Source organism: Bradyrhizobium sp. 31Argb, from assembly GCF_043638955.1.
Taxonomy (GTDB): Bacteria; Pseudomonadota; Alphaproteobacteria; order Rhizobiales; family Xanthobacteraceae; genus Bradyrhizobium.
The window spans coordinates 40,412-58,441 of sequence record NZ_JBEGDB010000006.1; the positions used below are offsets into that span (position 1 = coordinate 40,412).

Annotated in this window: 16 protein-coding genes; 6 read left to right on the plus strand and 10 right to left on the minus strand. The window is 63.3% G+C overall.

The features are described 5' to 3' along the window. Entirely contained in the window at positions 1 to 807 is an 807-nt protein-coding gene (locus AAFX91_RS02190; protein ID WP_394565426.1) for an enoyl-CoA hydratase/isomerase family protein, read from the minus strand. Between the two features lie 80 nt (positions 808 to 887). Between AAFX91_RS02190 and nthA the strand changes: the two genes are divergently transcribed. The 3 genes from nthA to AAFX91_RS02205 are packed head-to-tail and all read left to right on the plus strand — an operon-like array spanning position 888 to position 2,550. Further along, positions 888 to 1,514, plus strand: a complete 627-nt coding sequence (gene nthA, locus AAFX91_RS02195; protein ID WP_130578447.1) for a nitrile hydratase subunit alpha — start codon at positions 888 to 890, stop codon at positions 1,512 to 1,514. Next, complete coding sequence (nthB, locus tag AAFX91_RS02200) at positions 1,511 to 2,170, plus strand: nitrile hydratase subunit beta (RefSeq protein WP_130578446.1); 660 nt, start codon at positions 1,511 to 1,513, stop codon at positions 2,168 to 2,170. The genes nthA and nthB overlap by 4 nt, the downstream gene beginning before the upstream one ends. Further along, entirely contained in the window at positions 2,170 to 2,550 is a 381-nt protein-coding gene (locus tag AAFX91_RS02205) for a nitrile hydratase accessory protein (RefSeq protein WP_130578445.1), read from the plus strand. The genes nthB and AAFX91_RS02205 overlap by 1 nt, the downstream gene beginning before the upstream one ends. Positions 2,551 to 2,571: 21 nt before the next feature. Here the strand turns inward: AAFX91_RS02205 and AAFX91_RS02210 are convergent, their stop codons facing one another. The 3 genes from AAFX91_RS02210 to AAFX91_RS02220 form a co-directional block, all read right to left on the minus strand. Continuing rightward, positions 2,572 to 5,670, minus strand: a complete 3,099-nt coding sequence (locus tag AAFX91_RS02210; RefSeq protein ID WP_394565427.1) for an ATP-binding protein — start codon at positions 5,668 to 5,670, stop codon at positions 2,572 to 2,574. A gap of 119 nt (positions 5,671 to 5,789) precedes the next feature. Then, complete coding sequence (locus tag AAFX91_RS02215) at positions 5,790 to 6,578, minus strand: hypothetical protein (protein ID WP_394565428.1); 789 nt, start codon at positions 6,576 to 6,578, stop codon at positions 5,790 to 5,792. After that, the gene (locus tag AAFX91_RS02220) at positions 6,575 to 7,642 is read right to left on the minus strand and encodes an endonuclease domain-containing protein (RefSeq protein WP_394565429.1); all 1,068 of its coding nucleotides are present in this window, start codon (positions 7,640 to 7,642) and stop codon (positions 6,575 to 6,577) included. Before AAFX91_RS02220 ends, AAFX91_RS02215 begins: the two co-directional genes overlap by 4 nt. A gap of 253 nt (positions 7,643 to 7,895) precedes the next feature. Here AAFX91_RS02220 and AAFX91_RS02225 point away from each other — a divergent pair, with 253 nt between their 5' ends. Both AAFX91_RS02225 and AAFX91_RS02230 read left to right on the plus strand, forming a co-directional pair. Then, on the plus strand, positions 7,896 to 8,594 hold the full coding sequence (locus AAFX91_RS02225) for a hypothetical protein (protein WP_394565430.1): 699 nt from the start codon (positions 7,896 to 7,898) through the stop codon (positions 8,592 to 8,594). A 149-nt stretch (positions 8,595 to 8,743) separates the two neighbouring features. Next, complete coding sequence (locus AAFX91_RS02230) at positions 8,744 to 8,908, plus strand: hypothetical protein (RefSeq protein WP_165421075.1); 165 nt, start codon at positions 8,744 to 8,746, stop codon at positions 8,906 to 8,908. 5 nt (positions 8,909 to 8,913) lie between these two features. On the opposite strand, the gene queC is transcribed toward AAFX91_RS02230, so the two are convergent. Continuing rightward, positions 8,914 to 9,642, minus strand: coding sequence for a 7-cyano-7-deazaguanine synthase QueC (queC, locus tag AAFX91_RS02235; RefSeq protein WP_130578440.1), 729 nt, complete (start codon positions 9,640 to 9,642; stop codon positions 8,914 to 8,916). 127 nt (positions 9,643 to 9,769) lie between these two features. Here queC and mazG point away from each other — a divergent pair, with 127 nt between their 5' ends. After that, positions 9,770 to 10,600 (plus strand): nucleoside triphosphate pyrophosphohydrolase, encoded by an 831-nt coding sequence (mazG, locus tag AAFX91_RS02240; protein ID WP_130578439.1) that lies wholly within the window; start codon positions 9,770 to 9,772, stop codon positions 10,598 to 10,600. A gap of 77 nt (positions 10,601 to 10,677) precedes the next feature. Here the strand turns inward: mazG and hflX are convergent, their stop codons facing one another. From hflX to ntrC, 5 genes are all read right to left on the minus strand, one after another. After that, positions 10,678 to 12,060, minus strand: coding sequence for a GTPase HflX (gene hflX / locus AAFX91_RS02245; protein ID WP_394565431.1), 1,383 nt, complete (start codon positions 12,058 to 12,060; stop codon positions 10,678 to 10,680). Between the two features lie 11 nt (positions 12,061 to 12,071). Continuing rightward, positions 12,072 to 12,320 carry an RNA chaperone Hfq gene (gene hfq, locus AAFX91_RS02250; protein WP_027578348.1) on the minus strand — a complete coding sequence of 83 codons (249 nt, stop codon included), beginning with the start codon at positions 12,318 to 12,320 and terminating at the stop codon, positions 12,072 to 12,074. 261 nt (positions 12,321 to 12,581) lie between these two features. After that, positions 12,582 to 13,952 carry a sigma-54 dependent transcriptional regulator gene (locus tag AAFX91_RS02255; RefSeq protein ID WP_130223414.1) on the minus strand — a complete coding sequence of 457 codons (1,371 nt, stop codon included), beginning with the start codon at positions 13,950 to 13,952 and terminating at the stop codon, positions 12,582 to 12,584. A gap of 16 nt (positions 13,953 to 13,968) precedes the next feature. Continuing rightward, entirely contained in the window at positions 13,969 to 16,341 is a 2,373-nt protein-coding gene (locus tag AAFX91_RS02260) for an ATP-binding protein (protein ID WP_394565432.1), read from the minus strand. 246 nt (positions 16,342 to 16,587) lie between these two features. Beyond that, positions 16,588 to 18,030, minus strand: a complete 1,443-nt coding sequence (gene ntrC, locus AAFX91_RS02265; protein WP_130578437.1) for a nitrogen regulation protein NR(I) — start codon at positions 18,028 to 18,030, stop codon at positions 16,588 to 16,590.

The window sequence follows — 18,030 nt, forward strand, 5'->3', positions numbered from 1 at the left end:
CTATCGTCCGCTGAACCGCGGCTTCCGACGTTCCAGGAATGCCGCGACGCCTTCCTTGTGGTCCTCGGTCAGGCTCGCCAGCGCGAACTGATCGACGTCCATATGGCTGGCCAGATCGTCGAGCGCGTGCGCGAGGCGGTTGACCGTGAGCTTTGTCATGGCGACCGAGATCGGTGGCTGCGCGGCGACCTTTGTCGCAAGCGCCATGGCGGCGTCAAACGCCTTGCCGGGCTCGGCCACCTGCTCCACCAATCCCCATTCGTAGGCCTCCGCGGCTGAGATGCGGTCGTCGGCGAGGATCACGGCCTGCTTGGTCCGTGCCGGCCCCATCAGGTGCAGCATGCGCGGCACGCTCTGCCAGCTCATGTTCATGCCGAGCCCGATCTCGGGCACGCGCATATGGGCATCGCGCGCCATCACGCGGAAGTCGAGCGCAACCGTCAGCGCCACGCCGCCACCGATGCAGAAGCCCTCGATCGCGCCGATCGTGACCTGTTCCATGTCCTGCCAGGCCCGCGTCAGCCGCGGCCCCAGTTTCAGGTGGCGGCGCAGCGTGCCGATGTCCATGGTGCGGCGCGAACGGCCTTCGGCGTCCTTGAGGTCGAAGCCGGCGCTGAAGGATTTTGCGCCGCCGGTGAGCACGACGACGGACGTCGCGCCGTCATCCTCGAAGCTGCGCGCGGCATCGGTGAGCTGGCGAAGCGCCTCCGGCGACAGCGCATTGATGCCGTCGCCGCGGTCGAAGCGCACGACTGCGATACGGCCCTCCGGACCCAGCCCTTTCTCGATTTTTACGTATTCGGCCACGATTGCCTCCCTGTCATGGCCGAAATGCTAGCAGAGTCTGCACCTCGACATATCAGGCTTTTTGCGCCTATGCTTATTGCATGAGCGATCACGATCATCATCACGACCACGACCATTCGGAACTGTCGGAGACCGAGCTGCGCGTGCGCGCGCTCGAGACGATCCTGACCGAGAAGGGCTATGTCGAGCCAGCCGCGCTGGACGCCATCATCCAGGCCTACGAGACCCGGATCGGCCCCCACAACGGCGCGCGGGTCGTCGCCAAGGCCTGGACGGATCCCGCGTTCAAGAAGGCGCTGCTGGAGGACGGCAGTAAGGCCGTCGGCACGCTCGGTCATGTCAGCCGCGTCGGCGACCATCTCGTCGTGGTCGAGAACACGGCGGCGCGCCACAACATGGTCGTGTGCACGCTGTGCTCCTGCTACCCCTGGGAAATGCTCGGCCTGCCGCCGGTCTGGTACAAGGCCGCGCCCTACCGTTCGCGCGCGGTGAAAGACCCGCGTGGCGTGCTCGCCGATTTCGGCGTGACCTTGCCGAAGGAGATCGAAATCCGCGTCTGGGACTCGACCGCCGAGACGCGCTTCCTGGTGCTGCCGATGCGGCCTGAAGGCACGGAGGGCTGGAGCGAGGCGCAGCTTGCGGACCTCGTGACGCGCGACTCCATGATCGGCACCGGATTTCCGAAGCGGCCGGGAGCGCCGTCATGAACGGCGTGCACGACATGGGCGGCATGGACGGGTTCGGCAAGGTCGAGCCCGAACCGAACGAGCCGATGTTCCATGCTGCGTGGGAAGCGCGGGTGATGGCGATGGTGCGCGCGATGGGCGCAGCCGGCGCGTTCAATATCGACACCTCGCGCTATTATCGCGAAACCCTGCCGCCGCACGTCTATCTCGCCAGTTCCTATTACAGGAAGTGGCTGCTCGGTCTCGAGGACCTGTTGGTCGGCAAGGGCTTCATCGCAAAAGAGGAAGTCGACACAGGCCATGTGGTGCAACCGCCGAAGCCGCTCAAGCATGGCAAGTTCGAGCTCGACGACGTCGAGCGCGTGATGGTGCGCGGCAAGTTCGGCCGCACGGCGCCGGTGCCCGCAAAGTTCAAGCCGGGCGACAAGGTGCGCGCGAAGAACATCCATCCCCTCACGCACACCCGGCTGCCGCGCTATGTGCGCGGCCATGTCGGCATGGTCGAGCGCGACCATGGCTGTCATGTGTTCCCGGACTCGGCCGCAACGGAAGCCGGCGAGAACCCGCAGTGGCTCTACACCGTGGTGTTCGACGGGACCGAATTGTGGGGGCCGGACTCCGATCCGACCGTCAAGATTTCAATCGACGCCTTCGAGCCATATCTGGAGCCTGCCTGATGGATGGCGCCGCAGCCGCGCGCGCCACGGCCGCCGTGCCGAGCATCCCGCGCGACGATGAAGGCCCGGTGTTCCGCGAACCCTGGGAGGCGCAGGCCTTTGCGATGGCGCTGACATTGCATGAGCGCAGCCTGTTCACCTGGAACGAATGGGCCGCAGCCCTCGCCGACCAGATCAAGCGCGCGCAGGCGGCCGGCGATCCCGACACCGGCGAGACCTATTACCGCCACTGGCTCGCGACGCTGGAACATCTCGTCGCCGAAAAAGGCGTCGCCACCGCCGAGACCCTGCACCGCTACCGCAACGCCTGGGACCACGCCGCCGACCGCACCCCGCACGGCAAGCCGATCGAACTGCGGCCGGAGGATTTTGCCGGCTAGCGCCGGCTGGCCGCACTTAGCTCATTCTCCCCGCCGCGCTCTCTCCACGACTTCCGCCGCAGTGAGCGGATTGGCCGGATGCCATGTCAGACAGATAGGCGTGCGAATGCGCATCGGGCGCGGAACCGCCTCGGTCGAAAAATAGAACTCTCCGCGGATCAACCGCGCGACGTCCTCCCCGCCCTCGCCTCCTTTTGCTTCGAGGAGGCCGCGGGTGGCTGCGATCGTTGCCGGCGAGCTCATGCGACCATAAAAGTGGGTCGTGCAGTTCGAGACGATCTTGTTGTCGATGCCGGTCGGCGTCTGCGTGGCAAAGATCATCCCCAACCCGTACTTGCGGGCCTGGGCCGCAAGCGCCAGCGTGCTTTCCTTGCAGGGCGTCGTCTTCATCGAGGGCGCAAAGTTCTGCGCTTCGTCGAGCACCAATAGCCGCCCGGTGGGGCTCGGATGACGCTTGATCCAGGTGAACAGCGACATCTGCAACTGATTGACAAACGACTGCTTGGCCTCGTCGCTCGCCAGCCCCGAGAAGTTGATGACGGATATCCGGGTCCTGTCCGGATCAGTGCCGAACAGGATTTCGGGATCGAGCGGCACGCCGCGCGATTGCAGTAGCGGATTGGTCGCGATCGCCGCGCGCAGCAAGTTCGCCATGCCGGCAGCGAGCTTTGGCGCGCCGTCAATCTGGCTGACCTCCTCGGGAAGTTCCGACAGGGTGTCGATCAACCGCTCCAGGCTTCCGCCGCCTTCCCTCGCGAACGTCCGCAAGGCATCGGCCAAGACCCCCTCTTTCAATTGGGCATTGGCGCCTCTCGCCCCGATAAACGGCGCCAGCGTCGCGCGCGCCATCTCGATCGCCTGCGCGCGCTCGTCCTCGTCGTCACCAAGACCGGCGAAGTCCGGCAGCAGCGCCAGCGACATCGGGCGGCCGGCGTTGCGGCCGGGCGTCCAGATCGTAACATCGACGTTACGGCCGTACCTGGCGGCCTTGCCTGCGTCGTCCTCGGTCCAGCCATCCGGCGGCGCGGGCCACTGATCGCCCAGTCGCGCAAGGTCGTTGTTGGTGTCGAGGACGATTGCAGGGATACCCAGCAGCGCGGCTTCCTCGACAATCCGGCGTAGCAGGACCGTCTTGCCGGAGCCGCTGCCGGCGAGGATCGCAACATGCCGCGGCAGGAGATCGGCTGCGAGTTTCACGGGCGTGCCAGCGGTGCCACGGTCGTAGCGATGGCCGAGCGGAATATCCCGCCCGGCGTTCGTCTCTTGCGGCTCCGGCTTGTGAGGGCTTGTCGATGCAGTCGCTCCGGGCATCGGCCTGGGTGACGGCGCCGGTGAGGGAGTGGCCGCCGCTCGGTCCCGTGTTGTATCGGCTGCGGTGCCGTCCGGACCCGGTCCGTTTGGCGGTGGCGCAGACGGCAGGAACGCAGGCGGCGCAAGGCCTGCCGCACGAAACAGTGACGTCTCGAACAACGGCTTGTTCTCGCGCAGCCAGGCATCGAACCCCTCGGGCTTTCGCTCCGTCATGGAGTTGAGCGCCATAAAGGTCCGCAGATCATCATCGCTGAGAGCGACGAACTTGCCGCCCGCTTGTTCAAATTTTTCGACAAGCTGCTTGGTCTTTGCCCCACCTGGGGTTGCATCCCTGCGCAGGATGAACAGATGCCTGAAACCAAGCGCGCGGTCGACGCCAGAAGCTGTCATGGCCGCGCGAAGTCGGCTTTGGAATGCAATGGCATTGCCGTGCGAAATGACGCGAAAACAGAAATGCTGCTCGCGATCGGCTTCGCTACGGAAGGTAAATGTCAGCCGCCCATGAAGTGACGGCCGCTGCTGGTCGGGGTCCTGCTGCGAAGCGACATCGATGTCGTCGGGCAGATTGAGCTGCCTGGCATAGACGTCCAGCGTTACGGCCAGAATGTCTGCCAAACGCCTCTCGTTGGCTTTCTCAAATAAGCCATCGACCACCGCAGCACTTCGCGCACGCTCGAACATGGCCTGCAGATCGGACGGTGGAGGCGGTGGCGCTGGTACTGGCTGATTGCCAAACGACTTGCAGATCAGCACCTCGCCTGCAGCGATGCAACGCTGCCGGTGATCGTCGCAGGCCTTCAGCAGTTGACGCGGCGTAAATCCGACCGCTGTCCCAAACGCCTCCGGGGCGAATGGCCATGTTTCGTACGGCGCCGGAAATCCAACGGTTGCGTAAGCAGGCGTCAGACGGGCCGCGACAAGCATCTGCGCCATCTGCGGCTGCGATAGCGCATTTAAGCGGGTAGGCTGACGATAACGCGCATCCACGGCAACCGTCGAGCGCGATTTGAGCACCTCCCATGACACATCGAGGCTCGAAATGATCGTTACAGCCCGTTGCTTCACCTCGTGAAGACCCATCAGGCCCTCGACGAGCTTCTCGATGATCGACTGCGTCTCCAGTTGTTCGGCACCGGTGAGCGCCCCCGACTGGCGTCTCTCAATGCTAGCCTCGCTGATGATCGGATCGATCTGGTCGACCGCGATCATCGTAGGCCCAACGAGGCTGAACAACCACGAGAGCCCGCGCACGATTTCGATCGGTGGCTTGCGCAGCGCCACGAACCCGAGATCACGCAGATTCGCCGTATCCAATTCCATGCCCTGCAGCCAGCCATGCGCAATGCTGGCGCACTCGAGGTCATCCGAAATCAGCATCACCAGCGCGCGGACGATATCGCCATGCTGCTGCGTTTTTGCACGGTCTCTACGTGTCAGCGCCGTGATGAAGGTCTTGACCAACTCAGCCATCAATTCACGTGGCCGTCCCTTGTACCGGGCTGCGATTTCAGTCAATTGCGATTGCAGGCTGAGAAGGGAGATGAGCTTTTGAATTAGACGATCATACTGTATTTGGCGCCCGTCGACCCTGATCTGGAGCGAGTTGAGAAATCCGAGTGCCGCCGACGCCCAAAAATCCGTGACGCCGACGAAATCGAGCAGAATGAACGTGCCATCCTCCTCCCAGACACGGCGTCTGAGTTCTCCGACAAGGTGGGTCTTACCGTGCCCTGCCCCACCGAGAATGACGCGCCCAAGTGGCTCGTTGTCGGGCTCGGGTTCGCGCGTATTCCTGAGAAAATAGGCCATGACATCTTCGACAACGTCCTGATGAATCGCCGATACGCTGTAGGCTTGATCTCGCCAGACGCTTCGCAACTGACGTGCCCAGTTGAAATCCACTTCACGCAAAACATCTAATTCTGTCATTACGCTGTTATCCAGATAATATGCCTGGGTTCATTGCCAATCTGCAGCGAAGCGGCGCGGTCCTCGTCCGTGACGTCAGGGCGATAGTCGAGTTGCATCAATGATGCCTCGCCGTCGCGCACCATCTGCATCAGTGCAGAGTCGACCTGTTGGCGGTCGAGGTCAGCAAGACGCGGGCGCAGGTCGCGGAGCAGCAGGCGACGATCAAAACCTCCTGCAACCTCCTGATACGCCGCCCGAATACGCTCGCGCAGCACGGCATGTTCCGGCCGGTGTTGTGCAGCCGGTGCGTCGGTCACCGGTACGGACTGCTCGACGAAGAAATCCGACAGACGCAGGCCGCGCGCCTGCAGGAAAGTGTGCAACCGCGCGAGCCAACCATGAAGGACGGAAGCGCCGGTGACATTGTCCGGCAAGGGATCACCGAGATGTTGCTCCGCCCAATCCCAACCTTTGTCGGTGACGGTAAGCAAGTAGGCGCGCTTAACTGTCGTGACCTCAACGAGACCTGCCTGCTCGAGCGCGCTCCGTTCGGGCGGATCGATCCTGGGCTTCAATTTACCGCCATACGCCGCGCCCCCTTCGCTCAACAATCCCCACATCGCAAGCGTCTGCTTCTCTGTGCGGACTTGCTCTGCGGTCTTTTGCGGCTTGGCCGGACTCTTCTTCGGACTTGCGGCGGCGCTCTTGCGTTTCCGACCGGCCCCGTCCGAGGCTGTGGCTTCAGCCTTCTTCGCTTTCTTTTCAGCCTTCGGTTGCTTTGCTTTCGCCACTGCTGCCTCGCTCATTTGATCCGACCGCGGCAAAGCTGGACGATGTCCCGGATTTTCTCAACGGCTTTTCCGACGTCCTGCGCAACCTCGTCGTTGGCAAGACGCAAGACCGTATATCCGCTCAGCATGAGCTCGTAATCGCGATGCCGGTCATACATAAAGGCGGCGCGATTGCCGTGGCTGCCATAGCCATCGAGTTCGATGACCATCCGGCCCTGCGTCCAAACGAAATCCACTTTCGGCCGCGATCCGCGAACGGTTTCGATGAATTGGTTGCAGTCGAACAAGCGCGCCAATTCCTGATCGCCGCGCAGTGCCTTCTCGGGGCGCTGTTCCGTTTCACTGAGCGGATGTGGCGAACCCATCCAGGGCGCGAGCCAGACTGTGTCCGTTGAAGGCGCCGGTATCTCTGTCTGATCGAGCCCCTCTTCCACCACCAGGACGCGGGCGTCATAGAGGATGCGGTCGAAGGGCGGCTGGTGCGGCGGCAACGCGCGAAACAGCGCGACCACTACGCATTGGGTAAGTTGAGCGATCCATTCCAGCGTATAAACAATGGCGGCAGGGTTGGAGTCCGCGCAGGCCTGCTCGGCATCGATGACCAACGCAAGGCCATGGCGGCTGATCGCGAGCGCAAGCTGCGCCACTTCGACCTCCGCAGGCACGTTCCGAACGCGCGGACGTCTTTGATCCAACGCCAGTTTAGTTGCAGCCTCCGCCCAAGTCATCTGCAAGTCATTGATATCGGCCGCAGCGCGGCGCACGATCGCAGATGCGGCCAGTTGGCCCAGCACGTCAGATCGGCATCCGGCAAAACTAATGTCGGTGAACCAAACAGGCCATAACCGCTGCGCAGTGTCGGCAAGCTGCTCCGTCAATTGCTGAACCGCGGCATCGGTCGTCTGCGCCCGTGACAGCCGCGTAAACAGCGCACGACGAGAATCCGGCTTGGCCTCGAGCTGGTCTATCACACGGCCAAGCATGGCTCCGTCGAGCCCGGCGAGAACCAATACCTTTCCCGGCGTCGCGTTCAGTACGACGCGGCCAATTGAATCTTGTGTAACGATCTCCCCAGCCACGATCGATCACAGCCAACAAAAATACCGTTACAACCGGACAGCGAACGTCCAGTGTGACGATCACAAGACAAAATGGTCGATAACTGCGGTGAAAAAGGTAATCGATTAGTTCTGCAGCCCGCCCCGTTCAGAACATCACGAATTCATCTCAATTTCAAATTGAATACAGAAAAATTTTGAAATAGCGTCGCGAAATCCCAACAGTGGGAGTTAGGGGGATATAATGTCTGGGGTTGTCTCTTTTGGTAACATTGTGAATTCGCTTCGCTCTGTGCGTAACGAATACAACGAGCATCTGAAAGCCGTTCCGCAGTATTCGGCTTTCCTGCTGGTGGAGAGTTCGACGCAACAGGTCGCTGATACCTTGCAGGGCTTGGCGGCCGCGCAGTCGATGGCTGCGGAAGTCGTTGAAGCGCTCGAAGCCGCCAAGGCGAAGTGCCGGCAACATCTTGCAAGCGTGCCCGAATTCCGGGCGCGGCTCGCCATCGACAAGCTGATCAGCGATGTCTCCGCCGACCTCGGCCTGCAGACCGTCACCCAACCGCAGCCGGAGCAGGCTGCACCAGAGTTGAATGCGACGTCGGCATCTGCCGAGCCCGAAACGACTGCGGCGGATCAGGTTGTCGTTGCGGAAGCAGCGCAGGCCGTTCATGCCGAAGCGCAGCCCGAGATCACATCACAAGTCGAGACCACGGAGCAGACTACCGTCGCCCTCACTGCAACGACGCCCCCCGATGCGCAGGCAGAGCAAGCGTCCGCGGACGCGATTTCTCAGGTTCAGACCGCACTCAGCGCTCCGGAGGATTCAGCGGAGGTAGCCTATTCCTCCAGTTCATCCGAGCCGGCGGCGAGCGCGCCGACAGACTTGAATCCAGCGAGCGCCGTCGCGACAGAGTCACATTCGGACAGTTCGCCGCCACCACAAACATTCGAAGCCGAAAAAGCCGCGTAGAAGATCGCCTATGGTACATCAATGCCACGCTCGAAAGAGCGTGGCATTTTCATTGGCCCGTGCGATCGCCTGCGCAAACCAATGCGACTTAACATCTCGTTAACCCTCATTCGGTTACCAATGCCTTAAAGGCAGAGGGAGCCGAGTCGATGATCGAAGATGCCGTCGCCAAGATCCAAGCCATCGAGCAAGCACTGAAAGGCAAGACGCTGATCCAGTTGCAGGCGCGCCTCACCATTCGCGGTTGTTTAAAAGAGCTCCGCGACATCTCTGCGCAGCTCGAGCCCGACGGCAGGCGCTTGCCCCCGCACTGACGGCTCTACATGCGCGAGACGGGATCACGCTCCGCATATTCCCGCCATCCCCTCTCCCGCAGCGTACACGCCGGGCATTCGCCACAGCCGTAGCCCCAATCGTGCGGCGCGCCGCGTTCGCCGAGATAGCAGGTATGGGAGTGCTCGCGGATCAGGTCGACCAGGCCAGTGCCGCCGAGTTCGTGGGCGAGCTTCCAGGTCTCGGCCTTGCTGAGCCACATCAGCGGCGTGTGCAGTTCGAAATTCCTGGCCATGCCGAGGCTGAGCGCCGACTGCAGCGCCTTGATGGTCTCGTTGCGGCAATCGGGATAGCCGGAATAATCGGTCTCGCACATGCCGCCGATGATGTGGCGGATGCCGCGCCGGTAGGCCAGCGCGGCCGCGAAGGTGAGGAATACGAGGTTGCGGCCAGGCACGAACGTATTGGGCAGGCCGTCCGCTCCCATCGCGATCGCGACGTCACGCGTCAGCGCAGTGTCTGAGATTTCGGCGAGCGTCGGGATTTCCAGCGTGTGACTCTCGCCAAGCTTTGAAGCCCAGTCCGGCCGCAGCGCCTTGATGCCGGAAATCAGCCCCTCCCGGCATTCGAGCTCGATCGCGTGGCGCTGGCCATAGGCGAAACCGAGCATTTCGACGCGCGCAAAATGCTTGAGCGACCAGGCGAGGCAGGTGGTGGAATCCTGCCCGCCGGAGAACAGCACCAGCGTTGTTTCGGACGACAAATCTTCGCTCATGGCGCTCGCTTTAGCACCACCTGCGACGGCGGCCAACCGGTGGAAATCGGCATATTTCAGCGCGTTCCGCTGGGATCGGGCCATCGCTTACGGCATAAAGCGGGACAAGCAGAATTCTGGTGCCCGCATGACCCCTTCCCGCGACATTTCACGCCTTCTTGAGATCATGGCCGCGCTGCGCACGCCCGTGACCGGCTGCCCCTGGGATCTCGAGCAGAATTTTGCGACGATTGCTCCCTACACGATCGAGGAAGCCTATGAGGTGGTGGACGCCATCACCCGCGGCGACCTCGACGATCTCAGGGAAGAACTCGGCGATCTCCTGCTGCAGGTGGTGTTCCACGCCCGCATGGCAGAGGAGCAGAACGCCTTTGCGTTCGGCGATGTCGTAGAGGCGATCACCAGGAAGATGATCCGGCGGCACCCGCATGTGTTCGCCGACAAGGACGGCAATCTTGCTCCCTCCCACGTCAAGGAAGTCTGGGATCGCATCAAGGCTGAGGAGAAGGCTGAGCGTGCGGCCCGCCGGCCGCCGGAAGAGGTCGGGCACAAATCGTTGCTGTCCGGGATCAAGGCTGGCCAGCCTGCCCTGACGCGCGCGATGGAATTGCAGCGCAAGGCCTCGACCGTCGGCTTCGACTGGAATGATCCGCGCGCGGTGTTGAAGAAAATCCGCGAGGAGGCCGACGAGATCGAGGCAGCGCTCGACGGAGCCGATGCTGATGAACTGGCGGAAGAAACCGGCGACCTGCTGTTCGCGGCGGTCAATCTCGCGCGGCACGTCGGCGCCGATCCGGAAACCGCACTCCGCGGCACCAACGCCAAATTCGAGCGCCGCTTCGCCTATATCGAGCGCGGGCTAGAGGCGCGTGGACGCTCGCTTGGAGAAGCGTCGCTGGAGGAGATGGACGCGCTGTGGAACGAGGCGAAGGGCGTTCCTAGCCCGGATGGAGCGTAAGCGAAATCCGGGGTTCTTGCCTATGGCTCGATCGGTCCCGGATTGCGCTGCCTCCATCCGGGCTACGGCGCTTCCGCTCACATCACATGCGGCACGGCGTCGAAGCGAGACACGACAATATCGCGCTTGGTCTCGTCGACGCGCACGGTCATATCAAAGCGGCCGTCGTGCAGCTTCTTGTCGAGCACCTCGGAATTGCGGTGCAGCCAGCTAATGCCGGCGCCGTCGGAGGCATCGATCGACAGATCCAGCGTCATGCGCCTTGCCGCCAGCCGATCCTCGATGGCGGCGAGGAGTTCGTCGATGCCCTCCCCGTTCCAGGCGGAGGCCAGGAAAGCCGGCCGCTCCGGCGGGCGACGGGCGGCGATGTTGCGCAAATTCGCCCGCTCCTCAGGATCGAAGCGGTCGATCTTGTTCCAGACTTCGATGATGCGCTGGCCGCCGTCGGCATCGGGATCGATCCCGAGCTGACGCAGCACCGCCTCGACATCGCGCTCCTGAGCCTCGGCATCCTCATGCGAGATGTCGCGGACGTGGAGGATGAGGTCGGCTTCCAGCACCTCTTCCAGCGTGGCCCGGAATGCCGCGACGAGCTGTGTCGGCAGGTTGGAGATGAAGCCGACGGTGTCCGACAGCATCGCCTTGCCGCCATGCGGCAGATGCAGCGCGCGCAAGGTCGGATCGAGCGTCGCGAACAGCATGTCGGCGGCCTGGACGTCGGCACGGGTCAACCGGTTGAACAGCGTCGACTTGCCCGCATTGGTGTAGCCGACCAGCGCCACCACGCGGTACGGCACGCGCTGGCGGCCGGCGCGGTGCAATCGCCGCGTCGCCTGCACTTTCTTCAGCTCGCTTTCGAGCTTGGTGATGCGCTCGCCGATCAGCCGCCGGTCGGCCTCGATCTGGGTTTCGCCGGGGCCGCCCATGAAACCGAAGCCGCCGCGCTGGCGCTCGAGATGGGTCCATGACCGCACCAGCCGGCTGCGCTGGTAATTGAGATGCGCGAGTTCGACCTGCAGTGCGCCTTCCCTGGTCTTGGCGCGGCGGCCGAAGATCTCCAGAATCAGGCCGGTGCGGTCGAGCACCTTGGTGTTCCAGGCCTTCTCCAGGTTGCGCTGCTGGATCGGCGACAGCGCGCAATCCATCACCACGAGTTCGATGTTGTGGCCGGCGACGAGGCCGGCGATCTCCTCGACCTTACCTTTGCCGAGATAGGTCGCCGGCCTGATCTGGCTGACCGGGGCAATCACGCTGTCGATCACCGCAAGATCGATGGCACGGGCAAGCCCGGCCGCTTCCTCAATCCGCCCCTCGAAGTCGCGGACAGAAGCCTCCGTTTGCGCCTCGGCGTCGCCGCGGCGCGTGCGCATATACGGGCCGATGACAATCACCCGCCCGCTATCAATTCCCTCCGCCGACCGTGGCCGGTCGGCGGCCCCTTCACGATTACGGGGCTCCAATCAGTTCACTCTCAACCCTGTGTATCCTCACCGCCTTCAAACAACTGGATCGGTGCGCCCGGCATGATGGTCGAGATCGCGTGCTTGTAGACAAGCTGCGAATGACCGTCGCGCCGGAGTAAAAGGCAGAAATTGTCAAACCATGTGACAATGCCCTGCAGTTTCACGCCATTCACCAGAAAGATCGTCAGTGGCGTCTTGGTCTTACGAACATGATTTAGGAAGGTGTCTTGTAGATTTTGAGCGCGGTCTGCCGCCATTTTTGTTGTCCCGCCGTCTTGTGGTTCTTCTTATTGGAATGTTGGAACCGGTTGGAGCCCTCTGATGGAGCCTTTCCCCGGTCGCCGGCCTGTCCTGAGTTCCCCCTCTGACAGGCTCGGCGGTAGGATTAGAGGGCAGGCCCGCCTATTAGGCAAGCCGGTTCACGCGCCACCCATGAACAAGAATCGGCAATTGCCGCAAAAGCATGGGGAAAAAAGCGATCATTCCCAGTCAATTGCATGGATCTGCGACCGGTTGGCTCAGCCGACCCCCAAGGCCTTGAGCTTGCGATGGAGCGCGGAGCGCTCCATGCCGACGAACTCCGCCGTGCGCGAGATATTGCCGGAAAACCGGCTGATCTGGGCAATCAGATAGTCGCGCTCGAACACCTCGCGCGCCTCGCGCAGCGGTAACCCCATGATGTGCTCGCCATTGCTGCTGGTCGGCATCGCCGGCACCATGGAGCCGACGTCCTGCGGCAACATGTCCGCCGTGATGATCGCCTCCGGGCCGCCGCCGGCCAGAATCATCACCCGCTCGACATTGTTGCGGAGCTGGCGGACGTTGCCCGGCCAAACATGGGACTGCAGCACCGCCATCGCGTCCTGGCCGATCTGCCGCTTCGGCAGGCCGGTCGCCGCCGAGATCTGGTCCATGAAATAGTCGATCAATTCAGGGATATCCTCGCGCCGCTCGGACAGCGGCGGGACGCGGATCGGGACCACCGACAGGCGGTGGTAGAGATCCTCGCGGAAGTGGCCGGCCGCGATCTCTTCCTCCAGGTTGCGCGCGGTGGAGGAAATGATGCGCACGTCGACATGGACCTTTGCGGTGCCGCCGGAGCGCTGAAAGGTCTGGTCGACCAGCACCCGCAAGATCTTGTTCTGGGTTTCGCGCGGCATATCGGCGATCTCGTCGATGAACAGCGTACCGCCATGGGCCTCTTCCAGGGCGCCCGGCTTGCGCGGCTGCTCGCCATTGGACGCCTCGACGCCGAACAGCTCGACCTCCATCCGCTCGGGCGTGATCGCAGCCGCGTTGATGACGACAAACGGTCCGTCGGCGCGGCTCGATGCCTGGTGCAGCGTACGCGCCACCAGCTCCTTGCCGGAGCCTGCCGGACCGACAATCAGGATGCGGCTGTTCGCCTTGGCGGCGCGCTCGATGGTCTGGCGTAGCTGGTTCATGCAGGCGGAGCGGCCGGTCAAAACGCTTGCAGTTGGAGCCTGTTGCTTGAGTTCCTTCACTTCGCGCTTGAGGCGCGAATTCTCCAGCGCCCGGTTGGCGACCAGGATCAGCCGGTCCGACTTGAACGGCTTTTCGATGAAGTCATAGGCGCCGCGCTTGATCGCAGCGACCGCGGTCTCGATGTTGCCGTGGCCGGAGATCATCACCACCGGCAGGTCGGCATTATCCTTCTTGATCTGCTCCAGAAGCTGCAGCCCGTCGAGCTTCGAGCCCTGCAGCCAGATGTCGAGGAAGACCAGATGCGGGCGACGGTTGGCGATCTCCGCCAGCGCCGAATCGCTGTCGCGCGCGGTGCGCGAGGAAAAACCTTCGTCTTCGAGGATGCCCGCAACGAGGTCGCGAATGTCTGCTTCATCGTCGACAATCAGAATGTCACTTGCCATGGGTTACACCTGCCTGTCAGTCGCCTGTCGCTGCTTGGATTTTCGCTTGGATATTGGTCGTGGATGCCGGGTCGCTGGTCGCGGATGCCGGAGGATTTTTTTCTTCGTCCGGCGCGCTTGACTGCTGCGACTCGGGGCCGGCCGCCTGAGGCGGCTCGTTCGCCCCCGCCTTCGGCGGCTGGCCGGAGACGGCGAATCGAAGCCGCATCCAGGCACCGCGCTGCCCGGGACGGAAATCGGAGGCGTCCTTGAGCTCGATGCGGCCGCCATGGTCTTCGAGCACGCGGCCGACGATCGCAAGCCCGAGCCCGGTGCCCTTCTGGCGCGTCGTGACATAGGGCTCGAGCAGGCGTGCGCGCGCGACCTTCGGCAGGCCGATGCCGTTGTCGATCACGTCGATGATGATCTCCTCGCCCTCGCGCTGCGCGATGACGTCGATCCGCCCCTTGCCCAGCTCTTCCGGCGGCACCTGCTCGATCGCTTCGGTCGCATTCTTGATGATGTTGGTCAGCGCCTGCGAGATCAGCCGGCGATCGAACTGCGCCCGCATCGGGTCCTGCTTGATGTCGGCCTCGATTTCGAGCTCGGGGTGCGCGACCTTCATCAGGAACACCGCCTGCCGCACGGTGTCAGCGACGTCCTCGCCCTCCATCACGGGCTTGGGCATGCGGGCAAAGCGCGAGAATTCGTCGACCATGCGCCTGATGTCGTCGACCTGGCGCACGATGGTGTCGGTGCATTGTTCGAAGATCGACTTGTCCTTCTCCTCGGTGATGGTCTTGCCGAATTTGCGGCGGATGCGTTCGGCCGAAAGCTGGATCGGCGTCAGCGGATTCTTGATCTCATGCGCGATACGGCGCGCGACGTCGCCCCAGGCCGAGGTGCGCTGCGCCAAGACCAGCTCGGTGATGTCGTCGAGCGTGATGATGTAATTGTCCCAGGAGTGGCTGGTCTTTTCGGCGGAGATGCGGACCGACAAATTGCGCTCGTGGCCGTCGCGCGTGATGGTGATCTGGCCCTGGACCAGGCGCTGGGTGCCTTCCCGCGCCGTCTTCATCATCTCGTCGAGCTCGGGAAGCACGTCCGAGAGCGGATGGCCCAAGGTCTCCGACTCGGCGTGGCCGATCAGCTTCTCTGCCGAGCGGTTGAGGGTGCCGACGCTGCCGGACGGATCGACGCCGATGATGCCGGCGCTGGCCGATGACAGCACTGCCTCGATGAAGCGGCGGCGGCTGTCGATCAGTTCGCTGGCATTGACGAGTTCGTCGCGCTGGGTCCGCAACTCCTGCGTCATCTTGTTGAAAACCTCGCCGAGCTGAGCGAGGTCGCCCTCCGATTTGCGCACGGGGACCTGCACATTGAGATTGCCCGTTGAGACGTCGCCCGCCGCGGCCATCAGTCGGCGGATCGGCGCGACCAGCCGGTTGGCGAAGTTGAGACCGGTCAGCACCGACGCCATCAGGATGGTCAGTGCGATGACCGCGAACATCAGCGCGAACGCCACCTGGATGCCGAGCCGACGCGCCTCAAGCTGAGCATATTCGGCAGCGCTGGTCTGGGTCTGCTTGAGCTGGGCAACGATGGTCGGATCAAGCAGACGCGCCACGTACAGGAATGTGTCGTCATAAGCCCGCAGGCGGACCACGGAGGCGACATAGCTTTCGGGGAAAACCGAGATTTCCGGCTCTGTCTCGTTGACGTTCTTGAGAATTTCGAGCGGTGGTAGTGCGTAGTTCAGACGACTACCGGTGTCCGCGCTGTTGAGAACGTTGCCGTCCTTGTCCAATAGCAGCGCAACCGGCAGATTGCGCGCCGCCGCGCCCGCCGTCAGGAGCTGCATGAACGTCATGCGGTCCTGGTCATACAGTGGCCTTGCATGGGCGAGGTCATTCGCCATCCCCAAGACGTCGCCGCGGATGAGCTGCGCATGCTCCTGCATGTAGGCGCCGGCGATCGTCAGCGAATTCTGGATCACCTCTTTCGTGGGGCCCGAGAAGAGCCGGTCGAGGCCGCGCTCGATGGTGACATTGGCAACGATCGAGACCAGGACCGCGGGCAGCACAGCGACCACGGAGAACAGGCCGACGATCTGCACATGCAGCCGCGCCGCCGCTCGGCCGCGCCGCCTCGCCTGCACCATCTGCCAGACCTCGCGGACAATGATGCCGACCAAGAGCAGGATGGTCGTGGCGTTGATTAGCAGGAAGGAACGGACCACCTCGGGCGTCGGCTCGATCGGGGTCAGCCCCGTCAGCACCACGAACGTAAGGAACGCCGACAAGAGCGCAATCGCCACCGCAAAGGGCGCCAGCCACTTCGCAAGCGGCACCCCCCTTTTCTCGGTACGTGAAGGTTCGTACGGCTGGGCCGTGGTCTCTGGGCTGGTCATTCCGGCAAGGATGAACTGAAGGCCTCAACGTCCGCTGATCGAGCGGACTGATGCAATCATATCACAATGTTGCCGAATTGCGACATTTCCGCGGCGCCTGCTCAGGAATGAACAGGGTTCCACAGCCCTCTCGGAGGTCCCCTCGTTCGGGGCGGCGAGCTACCGAATTCGAAACCTCGAGATTCTCCGACGTGCAATCGCACATCGGAGTTGACGCAACGCGCGCCCCGGAATGACGGATCGGGGTTAGCCCCCGCTCCGGTAGACCTGAATATCGAGGTCCCTGATCTTCTTGCGCAGCGTGTTGCGGTTGAGGCCGAGCAAGTCGGCGGCGCGGATCTGGTTGCCGCGGGTGGCCGCGAGCGCAGCCGTCAGGAGCGGCACCTCGATCTCCTTGAGGATGCGGTGGTAGAGGCCCGGAGGCGGTACGCCATTCGGGAAGCCGGAGAAGTGCGAGGACAAATAGGCCTCGACCGCGCCACCGAGATTGTCCACCCCGTGCTGGGTGTTGCCGCCGGAGTTGACGGCCGGCGGAGCCAGTTCGCCGTCGATGACGGACGCGGTGATCACATCCTGCGGATAAAGTGCCGCCAGCCGGCGTGCGAGGTTTTCCAGTTCGCGGACGTTGCCGGGCCAGCGGTGCTGCTTCAGCCGCTCCAGCGCCTGGGCGTCGAGCTTCTTTGGCGGCAGGCCGTCCTTCTCAGCGAGCGCAAAGAAGTGCCTGATCAGGTCGGGCAGATCCTCGATCCGCTCGCGCAAGGGCGGCAGCCGCAGCGGCACCACGTTCAAGCGGAAGAACAGGTCTTCGCGGAACAGGCCCTGCTGGATCAGGATCCGCAAATCCTTGTTGCTGGCGGCGACGATGCGCACGTCGGTCTTGATCGGGGTACGTCCGCCGACGGTGGTGTATTCCCCCTGCTGCAGCACGCGCAGCAGCCGGGTCTGCGCCTCCATCGGCATGTCGCCGATCTCGTCGAGGAACAGCGTGCCGCCTTCCGCCTGCTCGAACCGGCCCGAGGCGCGGGTATTGGCGCCGGTGAACGCGCCGCGTTCATGGCCGAACAATTCCGACTCGATCAGGTCGCGCGGGATCGCCGCCATGTTGACGGCGACGAAGGGGCCGTTCCGCCGCTTGCCGTAGTCGTGCAGCGCACGGGCGACCAGTTCCTTGCCGGTGCCGGATTCGCCCGAGATCATCACGGTAAGGTCGGTCTGCATCAGCCGCGCCAGCACGCGGTAGATTTCCTGCATCGCCGGCGAGCGGCCGACCAACGGAATCGAGTCGAACTCGGAGTCGTCGGCGGCGCTCGCCACCCTCTCCTTCGGCTCGGCGAGCGCCCGGCCGACGATGGTGATCAGCTCCTTCAGGTCGAACGGCTTCGGCAGATATTCGTAGGCGCCGCGCTCGGAGGCCCTGATCGCCGTCATGAAGGTGTTTTGCGCGCTCATGACGATGACGGGCAGGTTCGGCCGCATCTTCTTGATCCGCGGCAACAGGTCGAACGCGTTCTCGTCGGGCATCACCACGTCGGTGATGACGAGATCGCCCTCGCCCTGGCTCACCCAGCGCCACAGCGTCGCCGCGTTGCCGGTCAACCGCACCTCGTACCCGGCGCGTGACAGGGCCTGGTTGAGAACCGTGCGGATGGCGGTATCGTCATCAGCAACGAGAATGCTACCTGCGGGCAT